The sequence below is a fragment of the Saccharothrix sp. BKS2 genome (assembly GCF_047689505.1).
Lineage (GTDB): Bacteria > Actinomycetota > Actinomycetes > Mycobacteriales > Pseudonocardiaceae > Actinosynnema > Actinosynnema lopnurensis.
Window position 1 is genome coordinate 225,704 of record NZ_JAUQOL010000011.1, and the last position, 26,252, is coordinate 251,955.

The 26,252-nt window shown below is 73.5% G+C and carries 19 protein-coding genes; 13 read left to right on the forward strand and 6 right to left on the reverse strand.

The genetic code is table 11. The features are described 5' to 3' along the window. Nucleotides 1-94 precede the first annotated feature (94 nt). Nucleotides 95-409, forward strand: coding sequence for a helix-turn-helix domain-containing protein (locus Q5530_RS24240; protein WP_415365046.1), 315 nt, complete (start codon nucleotides 95-97; stop codon nucleotides 407-409). A 145-nt stretch (nucleotides 410-554) separates the two neighbouring features. Then, complete coding sequence (locus Q5530_RS24245) at nucleotides 555-1,124, forward strand: hypothetical protein (RefSeq protein ID WP_415365047.1); 570 nt, start codon at nucleotides 555-557, stop codon at nucleotides 1,122-1,124. A gap of 59 nt (nucleotides 1,125-1,183) precedes the next feature. Here Q5530_RS24245 and Q5530_RS24250 read toward each other — a convergent pair whose 3' ends face one another. After that, entirely contained in the window at nucleotides 1,184-2,002 is an 819-nt protein-coding gene (locus Q5530_RS24250) for a GntR family transcriptional regulator (RefSeq protein ID WP_415365048.1), read from the reverse strand. Nucleotides 2,003-2,196: 194 nt separating this feature from the next. Here Q5530_RS24250 and Q5530_RS24255 point away from each other — a divergent pair, with 194 nt between their 5' ends. From Q5530_RS24255 to Q5530_RS24275, 5 genes are read left to right on the forward strand one after another with little or no spacing between them, the layout of a single operon-like run. Continuing rightward, nucleotides 2,197-3,450 (forward strand): extracellular solute-binding protein, encoded by a 1,254-nt coding sequence (locus tag Q5530_RS24255; RefSeq protein ID WP_415365049.1) that lies wholly within the window; start codon nucleotides 2,197-2,199, stop codon nucleotides 3,448-3,450. Continuing rightward, nucleotides 3,451-4,401, forward strand: a complete 951-nt coding sequence (locus Q5530_RS24260; protein WP_415365050.1) for a carbohydrate ABC transporter permease — start codon at nucleotides 3,451-3,453, stop codon at nucleotides 4,399-4,401. Continuing rightward, entirely contained in the window at nucleotides 4,398-5,219 is an 822-nt protein-coding gene (locus Q5530_RS24265) for a carbohydrate ABC transporter permease (RefSeq protein ID WP_415365051.1), read from the forward strand. Before Q5530_RS24260 ends, Q5530_RS24265 begins: the two co-directional genes overlap by 4 nt. Before the next feature lie 11 nt (nucleotides 5,220-5,230). After that, nucleotides 5,231-6,727: a beta-N-acetylhexosaminidase gene (locus Q5530_RS24270; protein ID WP_415365052.1), complete on the forward strand. Its 1,497-nt coding sequence runs from the start codon at nucleotides 5,231-5,233 to the stop codon at nucleotides 6,725-6,727. A 16-nt stretch (nucleotides 6,728-6,743) separates the two neighbouring features. Then, complete coding sequence (locus tag Q5530_RS24275; RefSeq protein ID WP_415365053.1) at nucleotides 6,744-8,132, forward strand: cellulose binding domain-containing protein; 1,389 nt, start codon at nucleotides 6,744-6,746, stop codon at nucleotides 8,130-8,132. Between the two features lie 26 nt (nucleotides 8,133-8,158). On the opposite strand, the gene Q5530_RS24280 is transcribed toward Q5530_RS24275, so the two are convergent. The 3 genes from Q5530_RS24280 to Q5530_RS24290 form a co-directional block, all read right to left on the reverse strand. Beyond that, entirely contained in the window at nucleotides 8,159-10,045 is a 1,887-nt protein-coding gene (locus Q5530_RS24280) for a hypothetical protein (RefSeq protein ID WP_415365054.1), read from the reverse strand. Nucleotides 10,046-10,202: 157 nt separating this feature from the next. Beyond that, nucleotides 10,203-11,069 carry an SDR family oxidoreductase gene (locus Q5530_RS24285; RefSeq protein ID WP_415365055.1) on the reverse strand — a complete coding sequence of 289 codons (867 nt, stop codon included), beginning with the start codon at nucleotides 11,067-11,069 and terminating at the stop codon, nucleotides 10,203-10,205. 193 nt (nucleotides 11,070-11,262) lie between these two features. Continuing rightward, on the reverse strand, nucleotides 11,263-13,053 hold the full coding sequence (locus Q5530_RS24290; RefSeq protein WP_415365056.1) for a DUF6055 domain-containing protein: 1,791 nt from the start codon (nucleotides 13,051-13,053) through the stop codon (nucleotides 11,263-11,265). 280 nt (nucleotides 13,054-13,333) lie between these two features. On the opposite strand from Q5530_RS24290, the gene Q5530_RS24295 reads away from it, so the two are divergent. From Q5530_RS24295 to Q5530_RS24320, 6 genes are all read left to right on the forward strand, one after another. Further along, entirely contained in the window at nucleotides 13,334-13,741 is a 408-nt protein-coding gene (locus Q5530_RS24295; RefSeq protein WP_415365057.1) for a YciI family protein, read from the forward strand. Next, complete coding sequence (locus Q5530_RS24300) at nucleotides 13,738-14,907, forward strand: RNA polymerase sigma factor (protein ID WP_415365058.1); 1,170 nt, start codon at nucleotides 13,738-13,740, stop codon at nucleotides 14,905-14,907. The genes Q5530_RS24295 and Q5530_RS24300 overlap by 4 nt, the downstream gene beginning before the upstream one ends. Before the next feature lie 66 nt (nucleotides 14,908-14,973). Further along, nucleotides 14,974-16,239 carry an MFS transporter gene (locus Q5530_RS24305; protein WP_415365059.1) on the forward strand — a complete coding sequence of 422 codons (1,266 nt, stop codon included), beginning with the start codon at nucleotides 14,974-14,976 and terminating at the stop codon, nucleotides 16,237-16,239. Next, nucleotides 16,236-17,633, forward strand: coding sequence for a pyridoxal phosphate-dependent decarboxylase family protein (locus Q5530_RS24310; RefSeq protein WP_415365060.1), 1,398 nt, complete (start codon nucleotides 16,236-16,238; stop codon nucleotides 17,631-17,633). The genes Q5530_RS24305 and Q5530_RS24310 overlap by 4 nt, the downstream gene beginning before the upstream one ends. Nucleotides 17,634-17,667: 34 nt before the next feature. Continuing rightward, nucleotides 17,668-18,462 (forward strand): SDR family NAD(P)-dependent oxidoreductase, encoded by a 795-nt coding sequence (locus Q5530_RS24315; protein ID WP_415365061.1) that lies wholly within the window; start codon nucleotides 17,668-17,670, stop codon nucleotides 18,460-18,462. Nucleotides 18,463-18,545: 83 nt separating this feature from the next. Continuing rightward, nucleotides 18,546-19,103 carry an RICIN domain-containing protein gene (locus Q5530_RS24320; protein ID WP_415365062.1) on the forward strand — a complete coding sequence of 186 codons (558 nt, stop codon included), beginning with the start codon at nucleotides 18,546-18,548 and terminating at the stop codon, nucleotides 19,101-19,103. 103 nt (nucleotides 19,104-19,206) lie between these two features. Here Q5530_RS24320 and Q5530_RS24325 read toward each other — a convergent pair whose 3' ends face one another. Next, the gene (locus Q5530_RS24325) at nucleotides 19,207-22,236 is read right to left on the reverse strand and encodes an AfsR/SARP family transcriptional regulator (RefSeq protein WP_415365063.1); all 3,030 of its coding nucleotides are present in this window, start codon (nucleotides 22,234-22,236) and stop codon (nucleotides 19,207-19,209) included. Nucleotides 22,237-22,294: 58 nt separating this feature from the next. Continuing rightward, complete coding sequence (locus Q5530_RS24330) at nucleotides 22,295-25,990, reverse strand: hypothetical protein (RefSeq protein ID WP_415365064.1); 3,696 nt, start codon at nucleotides 25,988-25,990, stop codon at nucleotides 22,295-22,297. Nucleotides 25,991-26,252 lie beyond the last annotated feature (262 nt).

Sequence of the window (26,252 nt, forward strand, 5' to 3'; positions counted from 1 at the left end):
TGACGCTATGAGCGTTTTGGCAACTTCGGTTGCGCTCATGCGCCGAGCCGACAGGGCACCACGATCTACTGACCCAACGGTGAAGAGGAGCGCTGTGGAACCTTCGTTGTACAGGATTCGACTTTGCAAGGAAGAGCTGTACCGGGCCCGTAAAGCGGCCGGTTTGCGATCCGACTACGCCCTGGCCAGAGCGATCGGGGTGAACCGCTCCACCGTCACGCGGATTCTCGCGGGTGACCTCCAGCCGGGCGCGGCGTTCATCGCAGGCGTGGTCGCTGTGTTCGCCCGGTTCGACCGCTACTTCGAGGTCGTGAGGGGCGAAACCGAAGTGGTGGTGCCCGGCATCGGCAGCGGCAGGCCGCCGCAAGGGGACGTTGAGGAAGTCGGCCGCGCTCGGCGAATCGCCTGATCTCTTCCTCCTTGTCCGCTACCTGAAGAAGTTCATCTCGACTGAGACGACAACACTGATGTCACCAGCACGAACAGCACACACCTCAGGACATCCCGGGAGCGCAGGACCGATCAGGTCACCCCTCGTCGTCCCCTACATCGCCATGTGGAGCGGGGAAACGGCGGAGGACCCGCGACTGGTGGTGCTCCCCAACGGCGCGGGCATCGCCTACGCGGACGAGATCCTCGGGGACCGCGACAGCCGGGGCGTCCTGTGGGACCGCGCCACGGTCAACCCCGGTCAGGGCGCGCCCCGGTTCGCGAAGATCCACGTCCACCGGCAACGCCGCGCCATGCGCAAACTCCTGTGCCAGGTCTGCGCCGGACCGGCCGACCGCAACGACGACGGCACCCTGTGGCTCATCCCCGACCGCACCCGGGAGTGGTCCGGCTGGCCCGAGGGGATGGCCGTCGCCGAGCCCCCGGTCTGCCTGCCCTGCGCGTACCTGGCGACCCGCGTCTGCCCCGCCCTGCGCGCGGAAGGACACCTCGTCATCCGCGCACGCGAACACCCCATCCACGGCGTCGACGGGACCCACTACCGCGAAGGACCGCATACGCCCGTCCCCGTCACCAGCGGACCGGTCGCCTTCGACGACCCCGCCGTCCGCTGGGTCCTGGCGTCGAAACTGGTGCGGACGCTCCACGACTGCACGGTCATCACGGACCTCTGACGAGGACCGGCAACGAAGTCACCCCAGTGGCGAGGACGGCCCGACACCCGCCCCGACCGTCACTGCACGTCCCCGGTCGTCGTCGAGCGGACCCGTCCGGTGGAGGACAGGTCACCCGGCGGGATGCCGGGGTGGTGCTCCGCCCTCGCGCCGGGCGCGGCGGCGCCGGTGGGGGCCAGGGACAGGCGGGAGACGATGCGGTACCGGTCGCCCCGGTACAGGGAGTGCACGTACTCCACCGGGCGGCCCGCCACGTCGTTGGTCAGGCGCTCGAACAACAGCGCCGGGGCGAAGACCGGGACGCCCAGCAGTTCGGACTCCGCGTCGTTGGTGACGGTGGGCTCGATGGACTGCACCGCGTCGCGGACCTGCACGCCGTGCTCGGCCAGGCGGTCGTAGAAGTTGCCCGACTCCATGTCCTCCGGGGTGAGGTCGGGTGCGACGGCCACCGGGACGTGCAGGTACTCGATCGCCATCGGCTGTCCGTCCACCAGGCGCAGGCGCGCGGTGTAGGCGATCTCCGCGGCCGGTGACACGCGCAGCCTGCGGCCGACGCGGGCGCCGGCGGGGATGCGGGCGTGCTCCAGCACCCGGCTGGTCCACACCCCGCTCGCCTGCGGCACCGTCATGGCCCGGTCACCGGACACGAGTTCCTGGGTGATCTTGGCGGGCGCGACGAAGGTGCCCCGGCCGTGCTGGCGGATCAGCAGGCCGGTGTTGACCAGTTCGTCCACCGCCGACCGCAGCGTGGGGCGGGACACCGACAGCTGGCGGCACAGGGTGCGCTCGGCCGGGATCGGCGCGCCCGGCGGGTGCGTCTCGATCAGCTCCAGCAGGTAGTCGCGCACCCGTTCGCGCTTGAGGATCGGTTCGGCCATGGCGCCTCGCTTCGTCCGACGCTGCTCCGACCGCGCCGCGGCTCCAGTATGGCAGACCAGTGGTCAGTAGTGACTTGCTCAAGATCGAGAGCGCTCTCATGGCTGTGAGCTGGGTGTTGACTGCCAGATTGGTCTATGCCATCTTCAACACGCTCCACCCTGGGTTTACCAATTGGTCAGCTGAGAGGTGAGACGTGCCGCACCGCCCCCTTGCCCTCGTCCTCGCGCTGGGACTCGCCCTGACGGCCACCACGGCCTGCGGGAACGACCCCGGTGACGCCGGCGGTCGGCAGCAGATCACCGTCTGGCTCATGAAGGACTCGGCCACCGAGGACTTCGTCAGCCGGTTCGAGACCTCGTTCGAGGACGACCACCCCGACCTGGACCTCGACATCCAGGTCCAGGAGTGGAACGGCATCGCCCAGAAGGTCACCAGCGCGCTGGCGGGCACCGACCCGCCCGACGTCATCGAGGTCGGCAACACCCAGGTCGCCCAGTACGCGGCCAGCGGGGGCGTCACCGACCTGACCGACCGCAGGGCCGAGCTGAAGGGCGAGGACTGGATCCCGGGCCTGGCCGAGCCGGGCGCGGTCGACGGCAGGCAGTACGGCATCCCCTTCTACGCCGCCAACCGCGTGGTCATCTACCGCACGGACCTGTTCCAGGCCGCCGGGGTGACGCCGCCGAAGACGCGCGACGAGTGGCTGGCCGCCACCGAGCAGCTCGACCGGGGCGACGCGCAGGGCATCTACCTGCCCGGCCAGAACTGGTACGTGCTGGCCGGGTTCGTCTGGGACGAGGGCGGCGACCTGGCCACCCGCTCGGGCGACCGGTGGTCCGGCTCCCTGAACACGCCCGAGGCGCTGGCCGGGGCCGACTTCTACCGGCGGCTCCAGGCCCTCGGCGACGGGCCGAAGGACTCCGACGAGTCCCGGCCGCAGCAGACCGACGTGGTGGCCGCCGGGCAGGTCGCGCAGTTCATCGCCGTGCCCGGCGCGGCGAAGCTGGTGGAGCAGGCCAACCCCGAGCTGGCGGGCAAGCTCGGCTTCTTCCCCATCCCCGGCAAGACCGCGGCCGCGCCCGGCGCGGTGTTCACCGGCGGGTCCGACCTGATCATCCCGCTCGCCTCGCCGCGCCAGGAGGGCGCCTACGAGGTGGTCGAGGCGCTGACCGGCGAGACCTGGCAGGTCGAGCTGGCCAAGGCGATGAACTACGTGCCCAACCGGACCGGCCTGGCGGGGGCCGTCGGCGACGACCCCGGCGCGGCGGCCATGGCGGCGGCCGCGGTCAACGGGCACGCCACGCCCAACTCGCCGAACTGGGCGGCGGTGGAGGCGCGCAACCCGATCAAGGAGTTCCTCACCGAGGTGCTGACCGGGTCCGACCCGGGCGCCGCGGCCGCCGAGGCGGACCGGGTGATCACCCGGGCGCTCAACTCGGACGAGTAGGTGGCGACCACGCTGGCGCGGCCGGTCGGGCACCGGCCCAGCCCCTCCCCCGCGCCCCGGCGGCGACGCCGCTCGTTCTGGCCCTACCTGCTGATCTCGCCCACGCTGCTGGCCACCGGCTACCTCCTGCTCTACCCGTTGGCGCGCAACGTGGTGATCTCCCTCCAGGAGTTCCGCCTGCCGCAGCTGGTGCGCGGCGACGCCCGGTTCGTCGGCCTGGCGAACTACGGCCGGGTGCTGTCCGACCCGGAGTTCTGGGCGGTGGTGCGGCGCACGCTGCTGTTCACCGCGATCAACGTCGTGCTCATCATGGTGCTGTCCACGTTGGTCGCCCTGCTGCTGGTGCGGTTGGGCCGGGTCCTGCGGCTGCTGGTGATGTCCGGGCTGGTGCTGGTGTGGGCCACCCCGGTGATCGCGGCGACCACCGTGTTCCAGTGGCTGTTCCAGTCACGGCTGGGGGTGGTGAACTGGGCGCTGGTGCAACTGGGGTTCGAGGGCTTCCGCGACTACACGTGGTTCGCCGACGGGCCCGCCACCTTCGCCATCCTCGTGGTGCTGATCGTGTGGCAGTCCATCCCGTTCGCCGCGCTGTCGCTGTACGCCGCGATGGTGACCGTCCCGGCCGAGCTGTACGAGGCGGCGCGCATCGACGGCGCGGGCGCGTGGCGGTCGTTCACCACCATCACCCTGCCCGTGCTGCGCGCGATGTTCGGCCTGATCACCTGCCTGGAGGTGATCTGGGTGGTCAAGGCGTTCGTGCAGATCTGGGTCATCAGCCAGGGCGGGCCGGGGCAGGCCACCACCACGCTGCCGGTCTACGCGTTCCAGGTCGCGCAGTCGTTGCAGCGCTACGACCTGGGCGCGGCGGTGTCGATGCTGATGGTGCTGCTGCTGGTGCTCGCGCTGCTGACCTACTTCCGGCAGCTCTACCGGCAGGAGGGCGAGTCATGACCGGACGGGTGCTGCGCGGCGCGGCCGCGATCGTCGTGTTCGTGGTGTCGGTGTTCCCCGTCTACTGGATGGTGCTGACGGCCTTCAAGCCCACCCGCGACATCCAGGCCGCGACGCCGTCGTTCCTGCCGCTGTCGGTGACCTTCGAGCACTTCGGCACGGCGGTCGCGGCGCGCGGGTTCTGGTCGTTCTGGCGCAACAGCGCCCTGGTGGCCGGCGGGGCGGTGCTGCTGGCGCTCACGGTCGCGCTGCTGGCGGCGTTCGCGGTGGCGCGCCTGCGGTGGCGGGGCAGGCGCGGCTTCATCCTGATGGTGTTCATCGCGCAGATGACGCCGTGGGAGGCGCTGCTCATCCCGGTCTACGTCATCGCCCGCGACACCGGGACGCTCGACACGCTGTGGATGCTCACGCTCGTCTACTTCATGATCACGCTGCCGTTCACGATCGTCACCCTGCGCGGCTTCCTCGCCGCGATCCCCGCGGACCTGGAGGAGGCCGCCCTGGTGGACGGCTGCTCGCGCGCCCAGGCGTTCCGGCGGGTGGTGTTCCCGCTGCTCGCCCCGGGCCTGCTGGCGACCTCGCTGTTCGGGTTCATCACCGCCTGGAACGAGTTCGCCTTCGCCAACGTGCTGATCATCAAGGACCAGGACGACCGCACGCTGCCGGTCTGGCTGTCGTCGTTCAACAACACCTTCGGCACCGACTGGGGCGCCACCATGGCCGCCTCCACCCTGTTCATGCTGCCGGTGCTGCTGGTGTTCCTCGTGCTCCAGGGACGCGTGACCACCGGCATCGTCGGTGGCGCGGTGAAGGGCTGAGGGGGTCCGCGGTGCTCGTGCCACGTCCGACCAGGCTGGTCCGCCGCCACGGCGGGTTCACCCTCTCCCCCGACACCGCCGTCCGCGTCACCCCCGGCGCGGAGGGCGCGGCCCGGCTGCTGCGCGCGTCGCTGCGCCCCGCCACCGGGCTGCCGCTGCCGCCGCACGAGGACGGGCGGGTGGTCATCGCGCTCGACGAGCGGCTGGTGGGCCTCGGCGACGAGGGCTACGCGCTGAGCGTCACCGAGCACGCCGTGGTGCTGCGGGCGGCGACCCGGCAGGGGCTGGCGCACGGCGTGCAGACCATCCGGCAGCTGCTGCCGGTCGAGGCCCTCGGTCCGCGCCCGGCGCCCGGCGTGGTCTGGACGCTGCCCGGCGTGGACGTCCGGGACACGCCGCGCCTGCCGTGGCGCGGGGTGATGCTGGACGTGGCCCGGCGCTTCCAGCCGGTGTCCGTGCTGCGCCGGTTCGTCGACCTGATGGCGCTGCACAAGCTCAACGTGCTGCACCTGCACCTCACCGACGACCAGGGCTGGCGGCTGCCCGTGCCGGGCCACCCGCGGTTGACCGAGGTCGGGGCCTGGCGCGCGGGCAGCGACGGCGACGGCGTGCCGCACGGCGGCTGGTACACCCGCGCGGAGCTGGCCGGGCTCGTCGCGCACGCCGCCGAGCGCGGGGTGCGGGTCGTGCCGGAGGTCGAGATGCCCGGCCACGCGCGGGCCGCCCTGGCCGCGTACCCGCACCTGGGCAACGTGCCGGAGCGGCGGCTGCCGGTGTGGACGCGGTGGGGCATCAGCGACGCGGTGTTCGGCGTGCACGACGCCGCCCTGGGGTTCTGCCGGGACGTGCTGGACGAGGTGGTGGACGTCTTCCCCGACCCGCACGTGCACATCGGGGGCGACGAGTGCCCGACCACCGAGTGGGAGACCAGCCCGACCGCGCTGGCGCGGATCGCCCGCGAGGGGCTGGCCGGGCCGCACGAGCTGCACGGCTGGTTCCTCCGCCAGGTCGCCGAGCACCTGGTGTCGCGCGGGCGCAGGCCGGTGTCGTGGGAGCCGATCGGGCACCCCGGCGCGGTGGTCATGCCGTGGCGGGACGCGGCGGACGCCCACCTCGCGCTGGACCGCGGCCACGACGTGGTCATGGCCCCGCACCGCTCGACCTACCTGGACTACCCGCAGTCGGCCGACCCGGACGAGCCCGCCGGGCAGCCCGGCCTGGTGGTCACCGCGCACGACGTCTACCACGTGCCCCTGCCCGCGGGGGTCCTCGGCGCCCAGTGCGCGCTGTGGACCGAGTACGTGCCCACCGCGCGGCACCTGGAACGACTGGCGTTCCCCCGGCTCGCGGCGCTGGCCGACGCGCTGTGGACCCGACGACCCTCGTGGGCCGACTTCACCGACCGGATGCGCGGGCACGCCGGCCGCCTGGCCGCGCTGTCGGTGCCCCACGGACCGCTGACGACCAGGGAGGAGGACGAAGACCGCTCCCCTGCTCAACCCTGCTGACCCGAGGAGAACTGCCTTGTCCACACGGAAGATCGCCGTGGCCGGCGCGGCCGCGGCGGCGGTGGGCGCCCTGGTGACCGGCCTGCTGACGGCGCCCGCCGCGCTGGCCGCCGACGCCGTCACCGCCCAGTACCGCACCAGCGCCACCGCGGCGGCGACCGACCAGGTCGAACCCTGGTTCAAGCTGGTCAACACCGGCACCACGTCCCTGCCGCTGGCCGAGTTGAAGGTCCGCTACTACTTCACCGCCGACAGCCCGTCGATCGGCTACCGCTTCGCCTGCTCGTGGGCGGTGCGGGGCTGCGGCATCGTGACCGGCTCGTTCGGCACGCTGACCGGCGGCGTCGCCGACCGGTACCTGGAGGTCGGCTTCACGTCGGGCACGCTCGCGCCCGGCGCGGACACCGGTGACCTCCAGCTGCGCTTCTACCGGTCCGACTGGGGCCGCATCACCCAGTCGGACGACTACTCGTTCCGGGCGTCGAGCAGCTACTCGGCGTGGCCGAGGGTGGCCGTCTACCGGGGCGGGACGCTGCTGTACGGCACCCCGCCGGGCGGCACGCCGCCGACCACCACGACCACCACGTCGACCCCGCCGAACCCCAACGGCCCGGCGCTGTTCGACGACTTCTCCTACACCAACTCGTCTGATTCGCGCATCTCCCAGCGCGGCTGGACGGTCCGCTCCGGTGGCGGTGGTCCGGGTGTGCCGGGTGCCGAGTGGGACCCGACGCGGATCACGTTCCCGACCGTGGACGGGCAGCAGTCGATGCGGCTGGAGTCGTGGAACAACGGCTCGGCGGCGCGGCAGACCGAGCTGTTCCACCAGCGGAAGTTCTTCGAGGGCACGTACGCGGCGCGGGTGAAGTTCTCCGACGCGCCGGTGTCCGGCCCCGACGGCGACCACGTGGTGCAGACGTTCTTCACCATCACGCCGCTGCGCTCCGACCTCGACCCGGACTACGGGGAGATCGACTTCGAGTACCTGCCCAACGGCGGGTGGGGCGAAACGTCGAACATCCTGTACGAGACGACGTGGGAGACCTACCGCAACGACCCGTGGCTGGCCGACAACACCCACACCGCGCAGCGGCAGAGCTACGCGGGCTGGCACGACCTGGTGGTCCAGGTGTCGGGTGGCCGGGTGAAGTACTTCGTGGACGGGGCCCAGGTCGCCGACCACGGGGACAAGTACTACCCGGAGACGCCGATGTCGATCAACTTCAACCTGTGGTTCATCGCGGGCGGGCTGGTCGGCTCGTCGGGTGACCGGACGTACCAGCAGCACGTGGACTGGGTGTACTTCGCCAAGGACCAGGTGCTGAGCCCGGCGCAGGTGACGTCGAAGGTGTCGGGTTACCGGTCCTCGGGCGTGGCCCACGTGGACACGGTGCCGGCGGCTTAGGTCTCGACGGCTCGAGTCTCGACGGCTCAAGTCTCGTTCCCCGGCCCGCTCTCGGGCGGGTCGGGGAACTGTCGGCGCCGGGGTTCCGGGTCGAAGTGGTCGTCCCAAGGGCGCGCCACCGTGCCGTCCGCCTCCAGACCGAACCGAGTGGCGAGACGGAGGGTGTTCGGGTCGCCGCTCAGGACGCGGCGGCGGACCAGTTCCGCGCCGGTGTCCGGTGCCGTCGAGCCCTCATGCCGGTGGAGGCCCTGCTTGGCGAACAACTCCTCGATGCTCCCGCCGATGTCCGCAGCCCGGCGCAGGTGCTCGTCGACCTCGTTGGGGCACCCCTTCAGATCGCACGTCGAGGTCCGGTGGGCCCAACATCCGGGTGTGAAGATGTGCACTCCGCTCGAGGACAGGATTTCCTCCATCACGGACCAAGCTCCCGGGCCGAGCATTCCGCGCCTGGCCTCGATCTCGCCGGCGCGGTGCGCCGTGCGGGCCGCGTCCTCGGAGCGACCCTCCTCGGCGCGCCGGATCAGGTCCTCGACATCGCGGGACAGGGGACCGGCGGCGACACCCGTCGACCTGAACTCGGCCAACAGCACCGCGGGCACGAGGTCACCGCGGTCCGCGGCACGGCGCGCGCAGTACCCCGCTTCCTCGAACCTGTCCCTGAGCAGGTAGGAGTACGACAGCTCACCCCAGGCAGCGACGACCCCGGCCGCTGCGGCGCGGCACCACAGGCCGTGGGCGATGCGCACCCGGTGCCGTCGGTGCGCGGAGGTGCCGAGCCGGTGCCGATCGTCGGGGCCGGCGGCGTGGTCGAGCACCGCGTCCCAGAACCGCTGGGACGGCACGACGTGGGCACGCGTCCGCAGGCCGAGCTGGTCCAGGTAGTCGTGCAGGCGGACCGCGGGCTGCGGTGGTCGGCCGGCGAGCACCGGAGGTTTCTCCAACGCCCGCGCCGAACCCGCCAACTCGGTGGTCAGCACGTCGAGCGCCTCGGCGAACCAATCGGGACGGCTGAGGAAGCGGCGCTGCTCGGCCTCGGTGAGGTACGCCGGAGCGGCGTGGTGGAGCAACTCGACCGGGAGCCACTCCCCGTGCCCGAGGCGACGGGCGTCCATCGCGGCACGCAGCACCGCGCGCTCGGTCGCCGAGGCGGTGTTGCACAGGTCCAACAGAACAGGCACACCGGCGATCACCTGGGTCAACTCGACCCGGGTGGCTCGTCCCGCTACACCGGCGGCGGCGTCCTCGACCTCCACCGCACGGCACACGTGGATGTCCCGGCTACGGCGCGCGGCCTCCAGGTCCGCACCGGTGAAAGCGCCGGGCACCGGCCGCGTGCGCCCGGCGAGGAGCAGGCGGGCGTCGGCGAACCGGTCGGGTCGGCCCGGTCGGGACCGGCCCGCGATGAGTTTCAGGTACTGGGGCCACAGCGTGCCCAGCACCAGCACCGGCGCGCGACCGGGATCCGCCACCAGCTCCCGCAGCGCGGAGGCGATCGCGGAGGCGACCTCGTGATCGGGGTCGACGAGGTACCGCTGTGCCTCGTCGAGCCAGATCACGGTCCGGGGTTCGACGGAGCCCAGTTCGGCGAGGAAGCGCCTCGCGGGCGCCGGGGCGATGCCCGGCCACACCCACCACCCGACTTCGAGCAGGCTCGTCACCGCTCCCGAGCCGAGGTGGACGCGGCGACGCAGGGCTTCGAACAGGGCACGGGTCTTACCCGAGGTCGACTCGCTGACCAGCACGGCGAGGCCGGATCGTGGCGTCGGACCGAGGGCGGCGGCCACCAGGTCCGCCAACCGGTCGTCATGCTCACGCACGACGTAGTCGGTCAACGCCTCCACGCCGGGCAGGGTCGCGCGGTGGACCTCCAGGTCTGCGGGCGAGACCTCGGCGATCGGGCGGCCGACCCGCACCCGTCGCTCGTCCGCGCGATCCCCCGAGCAGCGGTGGATGTGAACCTCACCCTGGATCACGCCTGCTTGCGCAACGAGGCCGGACACGCTCGCGGCAAGGGCGTTCGTCACGTCCGGCGGCACGGCGGGGTCGGGCACCCGGTCAGTGTGCCAGCGGTCACCACCCCTTCCGCAGCACCTCCGCCAACGACGTGGCCGGGTGGCCGGTGAGGCGTTCGACGTGGTCTGTGACGTCGGCCAGTTCGCCGTTGGCGATGGCGGTGTAGGTGGAGACCCACGCGTCCAGTTGCCAGTCCGGGGCGCTGTACGAGGCGCGCGAGAGGTACGCCTCCGCCACGGTCTCCGGCCGGTAGGTGGTGGGACGGCCGGTGGCCTCGGTGATCACGCCGGCGATGTCGTCCAGGCCCAGCGCTTCCGGACCGGTGAGGTCGTAGGTCGCGCCGGCGTGGTCGGGGGCGGCCAGGAGCACTGCGGTGGCGGCGTCGGCGATGTCGTCCTGCGCCACCACGGCCGCCCGCCCCTCCCCCGCCGGGCCCCGGATCGCGCCGTCCTCGCCGACCAGCATCGGGGTGAAGTCGGCGTAGAGGTTGTCGCGCAGGAAGGTGTGCGGCATGCCGGTGGCGCGGATGTGCTCCTCGGTGGCGTGGTGGTCGCGGGCGAGGGTGAAGGTCGCGTCGGGGGCCGCGCCGCAGAAGGAGATGTAGACGAGGTGGCCCACGCCGGCCTCGGCGGCGGCGTCGACGAACGCGCGGTGCTGGTCGACGCGGTCCGCGGTCTCCGAGGCCGAGACCATGAGCACGCGGTCCACGCCGGTCAGGGCCTCGCGCACAGCGTCCCGGTCGGGGAAGGGGGCGACGGCGGTGGTCGCGCCGGGCAGGCGCGGGGCGCGGGCCGGGTCGCGCACGAGCAGCCGCTGGGGGACGCCGGCGGCGGCCAGGCGGTGGGCGACGCGCCCGCCGAGGCGGCCGGTGGCGCCGGTGACCGCGACGGCGGGGGTGGAGGCGGGGTGGTGCGGGTCGGTCACGGCGGTTCCCTCCGGGCGGCGTGCGGTACGTGCGGATCATGTCGCGCACGTGGCCTGGCCGCGAGTCCGGGGAAGAACGCGGGCCGGGGAGGGAACCTACGGGCGGGTCCGAGGCCGGTGGGCAGGTGCCCACCGGCCGCCCGGCTCCGCGGGCACCGGCCGCTGCCCGTCGGCCGGTGCCCGCCCGCACCGGTCAGCTCAGCGCGAGGTCCGAGGTCGGGAAGGTGCCGTGAGCGGGGTTGACGTCCGCCTCGCCGCCGCGGCCGTCGCAGCGCCGGTCGGGGTTGAACGCCAGGTAGGTGCCCGAGGAGCAGGCGATGGCGAACTCCGCGTCACCGCCCACCACGACGTTGCCCGAGAGGTTGGCGCCGTCCTGGACCAGGGCGTTGTCCTTGACCACGGCGTTGCCGGCGACCACACCGCCGTTGACCCAGCCCAGGCCCTCGACGCGGGCGTTGTCCCGGACCGTCGCACGGCCGTGGACGGCGGCCTTGGGGCCGACGTACGCGGTCGCCGCGACCGTGGCGGTGTTGGCCACCCAGCCGCCGCCGTTGGCGTGCCAGCGGCCGCCGCCGGTCGGGGCGGGCTTGACGTGGCCCGGCTCGAAACCGGACGGGGTGGCGCCGGAGACCCGGAACTCGTAGGGGTGGCGGCGCGCCTTGTCGTAGCCGTCGAGGAAGGCGTAGCGCGGCACGGCGGTCGGCGCGCCGGTGACCACGAGCCACACCTCGCGTTCGCCGGACTGGAGCTGGAAGGTGATCCGGCCGTCGGTCCCGACCGTCACCGGCGAGTAGCGCGGCACGCCGTTGCGCACCGCGACCAGGCCGAACGCCCAGCCGGTCGCGCCGGTCTCGGCGTGCCCCTTCACCCGGACCCGCACCAGCGCGCCGTCGGAGGCGGCCACCAGCTTGACCTTGTTGAAGCCGTAGTCGGAGGGCGCGGCGCGGGTGTTCACCCGGAAGTGGCCCGCCGCCGCGTCGACCGGCTCGACCAGGCCGCCGTTGTACGCCTTGAGGAAGCCCGAGCCGTACACGGTGTCGATGAACGGCATCAGGGTGGCGCGGTTGCCGTAGTCGTAGGTGACGTTGCGGGTGGCGTACTCGCCGATCCGCCGGTTCAGCTCGGCCTGGGTGATGCCGGCCAGGCGCCGGTAGACCTCCAGCGGGTGCTCGTCGCCGCGCGCCTCGTTCCACAGCCGGTTGAACATCGCCAGGCCGTCGCGGTCCTTGATGTACTGCATGAGCATCCAGTTGCCGTAGTGGTGGCGGCTGGAGCTCCAGTACAGGTTCTCCGACCGCAGCCAGCGCGTCAGGTCGCCCGCCGCGGTCGTGGGCAGGGCCTGCATCGCCATGAACTCGGCGCCGGTCTCCCAGAACGTGCCCGCGTACGGGGCGGTGAAGCCGTACCCGGGGCGCCCCATGGTGGTGTACGCCTGGAACACGTGGCCCAGCTCGTGCGCCAGGCCCCACGACCCGGGCAGCGCCGCGCCGGGCGCGACGTTGATGATGCCGACCCGCCCGTCCACCGAGCCGCCCGTGGCCCACGCGTCCAGCGCGGTGCGGTTCCACGTGCGGGTGATGATGACGATGATCTTGTGCTGGGCCAGCAGCCCCGTCTCCGGGGTGAACCGCATCGTGTTCACGTAGAACGAGTACAGGTTCTCCAACTGCGTGATGACGCTGTTGGGGTCGAAGTTGTACGGCGAGGGCGCGGACACCGGGTTCGTCCCGGACCGCTCACCCCACAGCAGGATGAAGTTGGTGGATTCGCGCGTGCGCTCGGGGGCCCACGGCACCTCGCCGGTCTGGGTCCACCGGGCGGGGATGTAGACGGTTTTCGCGGCGGCGACGACATCGGTGGAGGCGGAGAGGGAGGAGGCGGAGGCGGGAGGCGGCGCGAGCACCGCGGTGAGCACACCCACGATCAGGGCCGCGACCACCGCCCGCGCACCCGACGGTCGTCTGCCGTGCAGGTCGTACGTCATCGTGCGACAACACCTTTCGTCGAACGGCGTGTGGGCGCGAATGACGGCGGCTTCGCACCGGGATCCGGGTGTCGGGCCAGGATGGGCTCCGAAAAGGTTTTCGGCAAGCCCCACCAGCGCGTTGTCGAACAGCGCGACCTGTTCGACTCGACGCGTGCCGCGCGTTCGACGCGACCGCCGGAAAAATTTCGGCCGGCGGTGTCGAGAACCCGGGACCGGCTCCGTCCCTGCTGCGAACGCCGGCCACAATGGGTCGGGCGAGGCTCGGAGGAGACGCACCATGGCCAAGTACCTGCTGCTCAAGCACTACCGCGGCGCCCCGGCGGCGGTCAACGACGTGCCGATGGACCAGTGGACGCCGGAGGAGATCTCGGACCACGTCCGGTACATGAACGACTTCGCCGCCCGCCTGGAGAAGACCGGCGAGTTCGTCGACGGCCAGGCGCTCGCGCCCGAGGGCACGTTCGTCCGGTACGACGGCGAGGGCCGCCCGCCCGTCACCGACGGCCCGTTCCCCGAGACCAAGGACCTCATCGCCAGCTGGATGGTGATCGACGTCGACAGCCACGAGCGCGCCGTGGAGCTGGCCGGTGAGCTGTCGGCCGCGCCCGGGGCGGGTGGCGAGCCGATCCACGAGTGGCTGGAGCTGCGCCCGTTCCTGCACGCGCCGCCCACCATCACCGAATGACCCGGCACCTGGACGAGGCCCTGCTCCGGGGCCTCACGCCGAACGTCCTCGGCATCCTCGTCCGTCGCGGAGCCGACTTCGCGGCGGCCGAGGACGCCGTGCAGGACGCGCTGGTCGAGGCGGTCCGCTCCTGGCCCGCCGACCCCCCGCGCGAACCGAAGGGCTGGCTGGTCGCCGTGGCCTGGCGCCGGTTCCTCGACGCGACCAGGGCGGAGGACTCCCGCCGGCGGCGGGAGGACCTGGTCGACGAGGAGCCGGCGCCCGGACCGGCGCCCGCGGTGGACGACACGCTCCAGCTGTACTTCCTGTGCGCCCACCCGTCGCTCACGCCGTCGTCGGCGGTCGCGCTCACGCTGCGCGCCGTCGGCGGCCTGACCACCCGCCAGATCGCCCGCGCCTACCTGGTGCCCGAGGCGACCATGGCGCAGCGCATCAGCCGGGCCAAGCGCACCGTCGCCGGCGTGCGGTTCGACCGGCCCGGCGACGTGGCCACCGTGCTGCGCGTGCTCTACCTGGTCTTCAACGAGGGGTACTCCGGCGACGTCGACCTCGCGGTGGAGGCCATCCGGCTGACCCGGCAGCTCGCGGCCGCGATCGACCACCCGGAGGTGGCGGGGCTGCTCGCCCTCATGCTGCTCCACCACGCCCGGCGCGCCGCCCGGACCTCGCCCGACGGCGGCCTGGTGCCGCTCGCGGAGCAGGACCGCGGCCTGTGGGACACCCGGTTGATCGCCGAGGGGGTCGGGATCCTCCAGGCGGCCCTGGCCCGGGACCGGCTGGGCGAGTTCCAGGCCCAGGCCGCCATCGCGGCGCTCCACGCCGACGCGCGCACCGCGGCGGAGACCGACTGGGTGCAGGTCGTCGAGTGGTACGACGAGCTGCTGCTCCTGGTCGACAGCCCGGTGGTCCGGCTCAACCGCGCGGTGGCCGTCGGCGAGGCCGACGGTCCGCGCGCGGGCCTGGCCGCGCTCGCGGGGCTGGACGCCTCGCTGCCCCGCCACGCCGCGGTGTCGGCGTACCTCCGGGAGCGCGACGGCGACCTGGCGGGGGCGGCGCGGCTGTACGCGGAGGCGGCCCGCAAGGCGACCAACCTCGCCGAGCGCGACCACCTGACGCGCCAGGCCGCCCGGCTCAACGCCCGCCGCCGCACCCCTGACGGTCCGTAGCCGCCGCGCCACCGCCCGAACCGTCCCTGGCCGCCGGCCGACCGCGAATGCGAAGATCTTCCGCCTATGCCGAGAATTCCCCACGGGGTTCGGGCGGGTTACGCGGCCGGGTCGTTCGTCACCGGCGCGTTCGGCACCGTGCCCGGCCTGCTCCTGCTGCCCTACCTGACCGATGGCCTGGCGGTGCCCGCCGCGGTCGCCGGGCTGCTGGTGCTCGCGCCGAAGGCGTGGGACGTGCTGTTCAACCCCGTGGCGGGCCGGATCAGCGACCGGGCGGGCGTGCGGCGGCCGTTCCTGCTGCGCGGCGGCCTGGCCACGGCGGCGCTGTTCGCGCTGCTGTTCGCCGGGCCGTTCACCGGGGCCGGCGCGGCGGTGTACGTGGCGCTGGTGTTCCTGGCCTGCGCGACGGCGTACGCGTTCTTCCAGGTGCCGTACGTGGCCATGGCCGCGGAGATCACCGACGACTACGACGAGCGCACCCGGCTGATGGCGTGGCGGATGGCGTTCCTGGCGCTGGCCATCCTGCTCAGCGGGGCCGGCGCGCCCGCGGTGCGCGACCTCGTCGGCTACCCGGGCATGGGCGCGGCGGTCGCGGCGGTGATGGTGCTGGGCACCGCGGTGGTCGTGGCCGGCACGCGCGGGGTGCCCGCGGCGCGGCGGGTGTCGGCGGCCGCGTCACCGCGCGAGCTGCTGGCGGCGGTGCGCGGGTCGCGGCCGTTCCGGTCGCTGCTGGCGGTGTTCGTGGTGCAGGCCGTGGGGCTGGGCACGATGCTCGCGGGCGTCGACTACTTCGCCCGGCTGGTGCTGGGCGACCGGTCGTGGCAGCCGGCGCTGTTCGCCGGGTTCGTCGGGCCCGCGCTGCTGGTCATGCCGCTGTGGCAGCGGGTGGGTCGGCGGCGCGGCAAGCGGTTCGGCCTGGTCGCGGCGTCCCTGCTGTTCGCGGTGGCCGTGGTGGGGCTGCTGGCCTCGCCGGTGCTGCCGGTCGGCGTGGTGCTCGCCCTGATGGCGGTGATCGGTGTCGGGTACGCGGGGATGCAGGTGTTCCCGCTGGCGATGCTGCCGGACGTGATCACCGCCGAGGAGGAGCGGGCCGGCGCGACGCGCGCGGGCCTGTTCTCCGGCGTGTGGACGGCCGGCGAGACGCTCGGGCTGGCGCTGGGTCCCGGCGTGTACGGGCTGGTGCTGGCGCTGGGCGGGTACGTCGCGAGCACCGACGGCTCGGCCGTGCAGAGCTCCGGCGCGGTGACCGCCGCGCTGCTCGGTTTCACCGCCGTGCCCGCGGTGCTGGCGGTGGTCGCCCTGCCCCTGCTGCGTGAGGAGATCCCCCGATGACCGACGTCCTGGCCGAGCTGCGCGCGTTGCGGGCGGGCGACCTGCCCACGCACGGCGGGCGCACGCTGGCCTACGTCTACGACAGCGCGCTGCCGGGCCTCGACGAGCTGGCGGCGTCCGCGCACGCGCTGGCGGCGTCGGTGAACGGGCTCGACCCGACCGCGTTCCCCAGCCTGCTGCGGCTGGAGAACGACGTGGTGCGCACCGCGGCCCGGCTGCTGGGCGGTTCCCCGGAGACCGTCGGCACGGTCACCTCGGGCGGCACCGAGTCGTGCCTGCTGACGGTGGTCGCGGCGCGGGACTCGCGGCCGGGGGTCGCCTCGCCGTCGGTGGTGCTGCCCGAGACCGCGCACGCGGCGTTCCACAAGGCGGCGCACTACTTCGGGGTGCGGGCCGTGCCGGTGCCGGTGGACCCGGTGACGTTCCGGGCCGACCCGGCGGCGGTGGCCGCGGCGATCGACCCCTCCACCGTGCTGGTGGTGGCCAGCGCGCCGTCCTACGCGCACGGCGTGGTCGACCCGGTGGCGGAGATCGCGGCGGCGGCCTCCGCGCGCGGGGTGCGCTGCCACGTGGACGCGTGCATCGGCGGGTGGGTGCTGCCGCACGCCGACGGGGTGGCGCCGTTCGACTTCTCGGTGCCCGGGGTCACCAGCATCTCGGTGGACCTGCACAAGTACGCGTACTGCCCGAAGGGCACGTCGGTCCTGCTGCACGCCAACGCCGACCTGCGCCGGGCGCAGTACTTCGCCAGCGCCGCCTGGCCTGGGTACACGATGGTGAACTCCACCACGCAGTCCACCCGGTCGGGTGGTCCTCTGGCCGCCGCGTGGGCGGTCCTGCGGCACATCGGTGACGACGGGTACCGGGAGCTGGCGCGGCGGGCGCTGGAGAGCACGCGGGTGCTGCGCGCCGGGGTCGAGGGGATCGACGGGCTCCGGGTGCTCGGCTCGCCGGACGCCACGCTGCTGGCCGTGGCCGCGTCCCGGGACGACCTCGACGTGTTCACCGTGGCCGACGAGATGAAGGCGCGGAACTGGTACGTGCAGCCGCAGTTCGCCTTCGGCCCCTCCCCCGCCAACCTGCACCTGACCGTGACGGCCGCCAACGCCGGGCACGAGCGGGAACTGCTGGACGACCTGCGCGCCTCGGTGGCGGCGGCGGTCGAGGCCGGGCCGGTGGAGGTGGCGCCGGAGGTCCTGGCGTTCGTCGGCTCGCTCGACCCCGCCGCGCTGACCCCCGCCGAGTTCGCCGGGCTCCTCGCGGCGGCCGGGATGGGCGGCGGGGACGGGTTGCCGGAGCGCATGGCGGTGGTGAACACGCTGCTGGCGGCGGCGTCGCCCGCGCTGCGCGAGCGGCTGCTGGTGGAGTTCCTGGGCGCGCTGTACTCCTCCTGAGGCGGCGCTGGGCCGTTTGCGCGATCATGGTGGTGTGCACCTTGATCTGAGCGGCAGGACGGCACTGGTCACCGGGTCGACGCAGGGCATCGGCGAGGCCATCGCGGTGGGCCTGGCGCGGGCCGGCGCGCGGACGGCGGTCAACGGGCGCAGGCCGGACGCGGTGCGGGAGGCGGTGGCGCGGCTGCGCGAGGCCGTGCCGGGGGCCGACGTGGTGGCCGCGCCCGGTGACGTGTCGACCGCCGAGGGCGCGTCGGCCCTGTTCGACGCGCTGCCGGTGGTGGACGTGCTGGTCAACAACGTGGGCATCTTCGGCTCGCGCCCGGCCCTCGACATCACCGACGACGAGTGGCGGCGGTACTTCGAGGTGAACGTGCTGGCGGCCGTGCGGCTGACCAGGACGTACCTGCCGGGGATGCGGGAGCGCGGCTGGGGGCGGGTGCAGTACATCGCCAGCGACTCGGCCGTGGTGATCCCGGCGGAGATGATCCACTACGGCGTGTCGAAGACGGCGCTGCTGGGGGTGTCGCGCGGGTTCGCCAAGGAGGCGGCGGGCAGCGGGGTGACGGTGAACTGCGTGCTCGCCGGGCCCACCCACACGGGCGGGGTCGAGGACTTCGTGTACGAGCTGGTGGACCGGTCGGTGCCGTGGGAGGAGGCGCAGCGGGAGTTCATGCGCCTGCACCGGCCGCAGTCGCTGCTGGGGCGGTTGATCGAGCCGGAGGAGATCGCGAACCTGTGCGTGTACCTGGCCTCGCCGCAGGCGTCGGCGACCACCGGGGCGGCGGTGCGGGTGGACGGCGGGTACGTGGACTCGATCGTGCCGTAGGGCGCCCCGGGTCGCGTGGTTAGGGGGTTGTTAGAAGCTCGGCGGACGATCTCGGCGTCTTCAGAACAGCGCGGAGGAGAACCATGCCGAGTCGAGTCCAGTTCCTGCGGTCCTGCGCGGCGGCCCTCGCCGCGGTCGTCCTGGCGGTCACGGGTACGACGGCCACCGCGAACGCGGCCCCCGACCGGGCCGGCGACCAGTCCGACGCCGGGTTCCGGTTCCGGAACGACAACAGCGGGCTGTGCCTGTCGATCCCGGGTGGTTCCCGGACCGTCGGCGTGCAGGCCACGCAGTTCGACTGCGAACCCGACACCGCTGCCAAGCAGTTCGTCATCCTGGACTGGTACACCGACGGCTACGGCAACCCGGTGATCGGCCTGTCGCCCTACGAGAGCTTCTTCAGCGACCGGCCCCTGTGCCTCGGCGTGCCGGGCGGCTCCACCACCGAGGGCGCGGCGGTCGCGCAGTTCGACTGCTCCGGCAACAGCGACCAGATGTGGGCGTGGGACAAGGCGTCGCGCCTGCGGAACGTCAAGACGAACCAGTGCCTGTCGGTCTACGCCGGGTGGACCTCCCCCGGGGTCAAGATCATCCAGTGGGGCTGCGGGGACAGCGCGGCGCAGAAGTGGCGCCTGTACTGACCCGATCGCGGTCGTCGGCGCGGGACCGCGGTCCCGCGCCGACTCGCCGGGCGCGGCGCGAGGGGTCCGCGCCCGGTGCCGGGGAGCCGTACCCGAGCGCCGGTCACCGGCACCGGGAGGCCAGGTGCGGTGGGAGCCCCAGGCCGTCCACGTCCAGGGACAGCGCGTCCAGCGCCCGCCGGCACTCCTCGCGGTAGCGCGCGCCGGTCCCGGTCTCGCCGAGCGCGTCGTGGACGACGTGCAGCCGGGCGAGCGTGCGCGCCACCTCCACCGGCATGTCGATCCGCCGCCACAGCTCCAGCGACCCGACCAGCGGCGGGACCGCCTCCCGCCACCGCCCCCGCGCCGCGTGCAGGTCACCGCGCAGGCGCTCGGCTTCCGCGAGCAGGTGGTCGTTGTGCAGCAGCTCCCCGGCGCGCGCGGCGGCCTCGACGTGCGCGGCCGCCGCGGTCGGGTCGCCCCGGCGGAGGGCCACCCGCGCCGACACCGCCCGCGCGTACGCGGTGCCCGTGTCGTCGCCGATCTCCCCGGTGATGTCGAGCATCTCGGCCAGCACCTCGTCGGCCTCGGCCAGCCGGTCCAGCTCGGCCAGGGCGGTGGCGTGGTTGTGCAGCTTGAGCGCCACCTCCCGGGACCTGCCGGACTTGCGCGCCAGCGCCACCGCCTCCTCCAGGAACGGCAGCGCCCGCTCCGGGCGCCCGGTGTCGAGGTGGGCGTTGGCGAGCCCGGCCAGGGCGCTGGCCACCAGGAACGGGTCGACCCCCGGTTCCCGCGACCGCCGCTCGGCCCGCTCCAGCCAGTGCAGCGCCTCGGCGGACCGGCCCAGCCACCGCGCCGCGCGGCCGGCCTGCCACAGGGCCATCACCTCCGCGTCCAGGTCGTCCAGCGCCCTGGCCAGCTCCAGGTGCTCGGCCGCGACGGCGGGCAGTTCGGCGAGCCGGTCGAGCTGGCTGAGCGCCTCGTAGAACGCGGGCAGCAGCCGGACGAGCAGCGGTTCCAGCCCCTGCCCCCGGACCCGGGCGACCACCCGGCGGAACAGGTCCTCGCGCTGGTGGTCGTGCGCGCGCAGGGTGAGGAAGCCCGACATGTGCAGCGCCAGCCGGGCGGCGAGGTCCGCCCGCCCCAGCCGCAGGGCCTCGTCGACCGCCGCCCCGACGCTGTGCCGCTCGGCCTCGAACCACTCGGCGGCGAGGTCCCCGGCGATCCCCGGCGCGGCGCGCGGCGGCCGCGGCACGGGGAGGCCAGCCGAGTAGCGGGTGCCGTGCGGGAGGAGCCCGTCGGCGGTGGCCGCCAGCGCGAGCCAGCCCGACACCACCCTGGTCACCGCCTGGTCGCGCGACCCCGCGTCGTCCTCCTCCGCCGCCCGTTCCCGGGCGAAGTCGGCCACCAGGTCGTGCAGCCGGTAGCGGACCTGGCCGACGGCGTCCTTGCCGGTGGTGTCGACCAGGTGCGCCTCGGTGAGCTGGTCCAGCAGCCCGCGCAGGGGTTCCCCGACCAGTTCCTCGGCCACCCACCGCGGCCAGTCCGGGGCCGTCACCAGCCCGAGCCCGCGCAGCAGCCGCCGCGCGCCGGGGGTGAGGGCGCGGTAGCCGAGCGCGATGCCGGCCCGGACGTCCAGGTCACCGACGACGAGTTCGTCCAGGCGGGCGCGTTCGCCGGCCAGCCGCTCGCGGAACCCGTCGAAGGTCCAGTGCGGGTTGATGGCGAGCCGGGCCGCCGCGATGCACACGGCCAGCGGCAGGTTCCCGCAGAGCCGCACCACCTCGCGCGCCGCGTCCGGCTCGGCGGCGGCGCGTTCCTCGCCGGCGATGCGCGTCAGCAGCGCGAGTGCGTCGTCCCGGTCGAGCAGCGGCACCGGGTACCGCGCCGCGCCCAGCAGCGCCCCGAGCTGCCGGCGCGAGGTCACCGCCGTGGCGGACCGACCGGTGCCGGGCAGCAGCGGCCGGACCTGCTCCTCGCTCGCCGCGTCGTCCAGGACCAGCAGCACCGCCCGGTCCGCGAGGTGGCTGCGGTACATCGCGGTGCGCTCGGCGCGGTCCGCGGGCAGGGTCGTCCCGTCGACGCCGAGGGCGCGCAGGACGTTGCCCGTGACGGTGTGCGGGTCGGCGGGGTCGGGGTGCGCGCCGCGCAGGTCGACGAAGACCTGCCCGTCCGGGAACAGCCCGGAGACGGCGTGGCCGACCGCGACGGCGAGCGCGGTCTTGCCGACGCCGCCGGGTCCGACGAGCACCGCGACGGGCGGCGCGTCCGGGGGCGCGGTCGACGGTGTTCCCGGCGGCGCGTCCGCCGTTCGCCGCAGCGAGTCGGCGATCCCCGCGACGAGGGCGTCCCGGCCGGTCAGCTGCGCGGCCCGGGGCGGCAGCTGGCGCGGCGCGCGCACGGCGGGGCTGACCGCGACGGGCACCTCGTCCCGCAGCACCCGCCCCTCCACGTCCCGCAGGGCCCGGCCGGGCTCGATGCCCAACTCGTCGACGAACCGGCGGAAGGTCTCGCGGTAGGCCGCCAGCGCGTCGGCCTTGCGGCCCGCGGAGGCCAGGGCGAGCAGGTGGACCTCGTGCAGCCGCTCGCGGTAGGGGTCCTCGGCGAGCGCGGCGGCGACGTCCCGCACCACCGCGTCGAACCGCCCGAGCGCGAGCATCGCCTCCAGGCGCGCCTGGGCCGCCCCGGTCTTCTCCTCGCCCAGGGACCGGCCCAGCGCGGAGGCCCAGTCCCCTGGCACGTCGGCGAGCGCGGGTCCGCGCCACAGCTCCAGCGCCCCGGTCAGAGCGGTGACCGCCCGGTCGTCGTCGCCCCGTGCGGTGGCGTCCCGCGCCTCGGTCACCAGCGCGCGGAACTCCACCAGGTCCAACCGGTGCCCGTCGAGGTCCAGCACGTAGCCGGCGGGGCGGGTGGTGACGAGGTCGGCGGCGACGGCTCCGTAGGCGGCGCGCACCGCGCTCACCGCGTTGTGCAGCTGGGCCTTGGCCGTGCCGGGCGGGTCGGACCACAGCAGGTCGACCAGCCGTGAGGCCGATACCGGGTGGCCCGCGTTGACCAGCAGGACCGCCAGCACCAGCCGTTGCCTGCCGCTCAGCGGCGCCGCGTCCCGGGGCCGCCCGTCCTCGAACGGGCCCAGGATCCCGAAGTCGACCACCTCTCACCCCCGGGGCACCGTACACGGTGGGTCGGGGGTGGGATCGGTGGTTCGCGGGTCATCGGGCCAGGGGGATCCGCGGGATCGCGGCGCGGATCGCGGTGGCCGGGTCGGGTGCGTTCACCCCGAGGCGGCGCAGGTGGTCGACCACCTCGGTGAGGGTCATCGAGAACTTCGCCGCCGCCTCGACCAGGTGGGCGAGGGTGACGGGCTCTTCGCGACCCAGCCACGGGTCCTCGCCGTCGAAGTTCACCGACAGCAACCGCAGCTGTTCCCCGCTCAGGTCGGGCACCGGGTCGCCGACCGCCACTTCCAGGCCGTAGGCGCGCAACCGGCGCACGGCCCCCTCCTGGGAGGTTCCGCGCAACCGGCAGAACAGCCCGACGTGGTACGGCGGCACCGGTCGACCCACCTCCAGCCACGGCGCACTCCCGTCGAGATCGCGCGACAACAGCAGCTCGTCGTCCTTGGTCGGTCGCCGCACGCCCGGAGCCCGGCAGGCGAAGCCCTGATCGGCGAGCCTCCCGACCACCTCCTCCAGCGAAATGTCCAGTTGCGACGCCGCCTGCACCAGGCGCCCCGGAGGCACCGGCACATCCGGGTGCAGCCAGGGACTCACCGCGTTCAGGTTCCAACTGAGCAGCACGAGGTCGACGTGGTCGCGAGGAATCGGGCCGTCGAGCATGACAAACCCGTAGCGCGCCAACCGCTCGCGCACCGCGTCGGTCGGGAGGTCCAACGCCTGACCTACCACCACCACCTGTGCCGGGGGAACGGGGCTGTCCTCCGCCAACCACCCCTCGTTGATCTGGCCGGGGAACCTGCTCAACAACAGGATGTCCGACTCCTCCACCGACTCGGGAAGGCGGTCGACCGAACCGATGTCGAACCCGTAGCGCTCCAGCCGCCGCCGTACCTCGGGCAGCGCCAAACCCAACTGGAAGTGCCCGTGGAGGATCTGGCCGAAGGAGGCGCGATTCGAGTGCTTCCCGTAGCCGAACAGGCTGCCGGTCGAGTTCTCCAGCAGTGCGATGTCGACAGGTTCGGGCACCCGGCTGTCGGGGAACCGGTCGGCCTCCGGGCAGTCGATGTGCAGTGCAGCGGCCCGCAGGGCTATCTCCCGGGGTGTGGCCCCGGTCTCCTGAGCTGTCGTCACAACTGTACGAGGGCTCAAGGGCCAGGGCCCACGCCACATGAACGAGTGTGTCGTGACCACGGCGAGCAGCGCGCTGTCGGACGGCACGGCAGGCAGGACCGGGCCGACGCGGGTCAGTTCGGGGACCAGGCCGGTGAAGGTGTCGAGGGTCCGGTTCGGACGGTTCGCCACCAGGCGCCACAGGTAGATGTGGTCGGCCAAGTCGTCGCCCCGCCCCGGTCGCAGCAGGTTCGGCACCGACTCGGGGACGAACCCGGGCCGGTGCCGGGTCTCGCCGACGATGTTCACGTCCGGGGGGAAGCTCGCGGTTGTCCGGGCGGAGGTGCCCAGGGTGACGGCCAGGTCCGCCAACCGGGGCGTGGCCCAGGCCACCTCGCTGACCCACTCCAGGGACGGGAGCGCGGAGGCGTCCAGCTCCCCGATCCCCCGGACCAGGAGACCCTCGACGCGGTCCGCCACGTCGTCGACGATCTTCGTCCGGTCCACGGACAGCCGGGGGACGAGGTCGCCGGTCAGGTTCACCACCGCACCCGTGAACGTCCGGTCGGGTTCGGGAGCGGCGAGGACGCCGTGCAGGTGCTCGGGTTCGGCGTGCAGGCCGTCGACCAGGACGGCCCCGCCGTGCTCGCACCAGACGACCTGCCCGCCGATGGCCGGGACGAGCACCCCGTGGGCGTTCAGCCCCTCCGACTTCCACGCGGGCCTCTTCCGGGGGTGGAACACACCAGGTTCCCACTCCTCGTGCTCCGGCCCGTGCCGGGCGGTGGTGTGGAACTCGGCGATGCCCAACACCCGGCGCAGCACCTGCACGCAGGAGGTCGTGACGCCGGGGCGGAGGTAGAGCCGGACCGTCGTGCCCGGCGTGCGGCGCTCCGCCACCGGGTGGATCTGGAACAGGTGACCCGGTCCGGAGATGGTGGCCCGCAGGGTCCGACCGGGACGGGTGCCGTCCCGCGCCGTGCGGCACGTGGTCACGGTGATCTCGTCGGCCAGCATGAAGTAGCTCAGCACCCCGATGCCGAACCGGCTGTTCGGGTACAGCTCGACCGGGGGATCAACGGCGCGCCAGTCCGCCAGCTCGTCGCGGAACCCGGTGAGGTCCGCGAAGCGGACGCCCGCGCGGGAGAAGACGCCCTGGAGCTCCGCCTCCCCCATGCCCACCCCGTTGTCGACGCAGTCGAGGTAGGCCCGCCCGTGCTCGTCGACCCCTTGGGTGAAGGTGACGCGCCCCTCCCAGGAGGAGCGGCGATCGGTGGTGCGCTCGACGTACTGCTCCCGCGCTCGCTGGTAGCGGCAGGCGTCCAGGGCGTTCTGGTACAGCTCGCGGATCGCCAGGTCGCGGTCGCGGTAGAGCTGCTCCCCCATCAGCAGTTCGCGCACGCGCTGCTCGTCGAGGGTGAACCGGCTCCAGCCGCTGAACTCGGGCGCGCCGTCCGGGTCGCGGGCGGCCACGACCTGGTCGGCCGACGCCCGGACCGGTAACCGGCCCAGGACCTCCAAGCCGCCGTGCTTCTCCGCCGCGCGCCGGACCGCGTGTAGAAGAGTGTCCATGCGGGCCGCCTGCTCCCGCAGCGCTTCGATCACGGCCGCGTGCCGACAGGCGGCCTTGAGCACCAAGCCGTCCGCCTGCGTCTCCCACGTCGCCGTCGCCAGCGTGTCGTGCAGGTGCGCCAGGTCCACCGGGGCCGGGATGCCGAGGTGCCGGACCACCGTGTCGGAGAGGTCCACGACCGGGGTGGTGGCCGCGTGGGCGACGCCGAGCAGCAGGCCCAGCAGCGGGACCCTGACCCGTTGCTCGTCGGGTTCTCCGCCGTAGAGGGTGTCGTGGGGCGCGAACCCGCCCAGGCGTTCGGGGTCGCACAGCGCCTGGGGCTCCAGGCGCAGGCCGTAGAGCAGTTCCCGGACGCGGTCCACGTCCAGCACCTCGCGCAGCGGGCCCGGGTCGACCTCGGCGAGCAGGTCCACGACGGACTTGCGCTTGACGACCTCCGCCCGCTGCGCGACCCAGCGGTGGAACAGCCACCACCCGATGTCCGTCCGGGCGTCGGGGCGGTCGGGCAACTCGGGTTGCAGGGCGCGTTCGACCAGGCGCGGGTGGTCGCGGAGGTGCTTCTCGTAGGAGGCGCGGTCGCTGTCCGGCGCTCCGGACTGCTCTAGGCGCGTCGGGTCGACGCCGTGGAGCGAGGTGGCGGCCCGGTCCCACAGCACCTGGTGCAGCAGCGGCACCAGGGCCAGCAGCGCGGCTTCGGCCGGGTCGAGCACCAGGGCGTCCCGGAGCCGGTGCCTGAGCAGCCAGCCGACGCGCTTGGCGAAACGTTCCGCGAGCCCGGCGTCGTGCCAGGGGTCCGAGGTGGTCCCGGGGCGCAGTGCGGCCAACCGGCCCGCCACCACCACCGCCCGGTCGCGCATCTCGCCCGGCAACCGCACGTGGTCCCACGCCGCCGACCTCGCGACCGCCAGCATCCACGGGTCGGTGGGCTCATCGGGCACCGGCGGTGACCGGAAGTAGTTGACCGAGCCGATGGAGTGAGCCTGGACCACGGACCCGTCCCCCACCACGCCGCTGATCTCGTTGTGGACCTCGTCACCACCGCGCACGGCGGCGACCTTAGCGCCCGCGTCACCGTGCGTGCACGACCAACCGCAGAGACAGCAGAAATCGATTCAGCCGATCTGGATGGCCCAACGAAAGTGGGTACTTTCAGCCGACACCATCGGTTGCAAAAGTTTCCTGGCGGGCACGGCAAAGAGAACAGTAACCACTCGAACACGCCCCGCGACGAACTATAGGAACCATTGATAACCCACGCGGGTCATCCCCTATGAGCGGTTCGACCGTTCAGAGGATTTCATAGGGCAT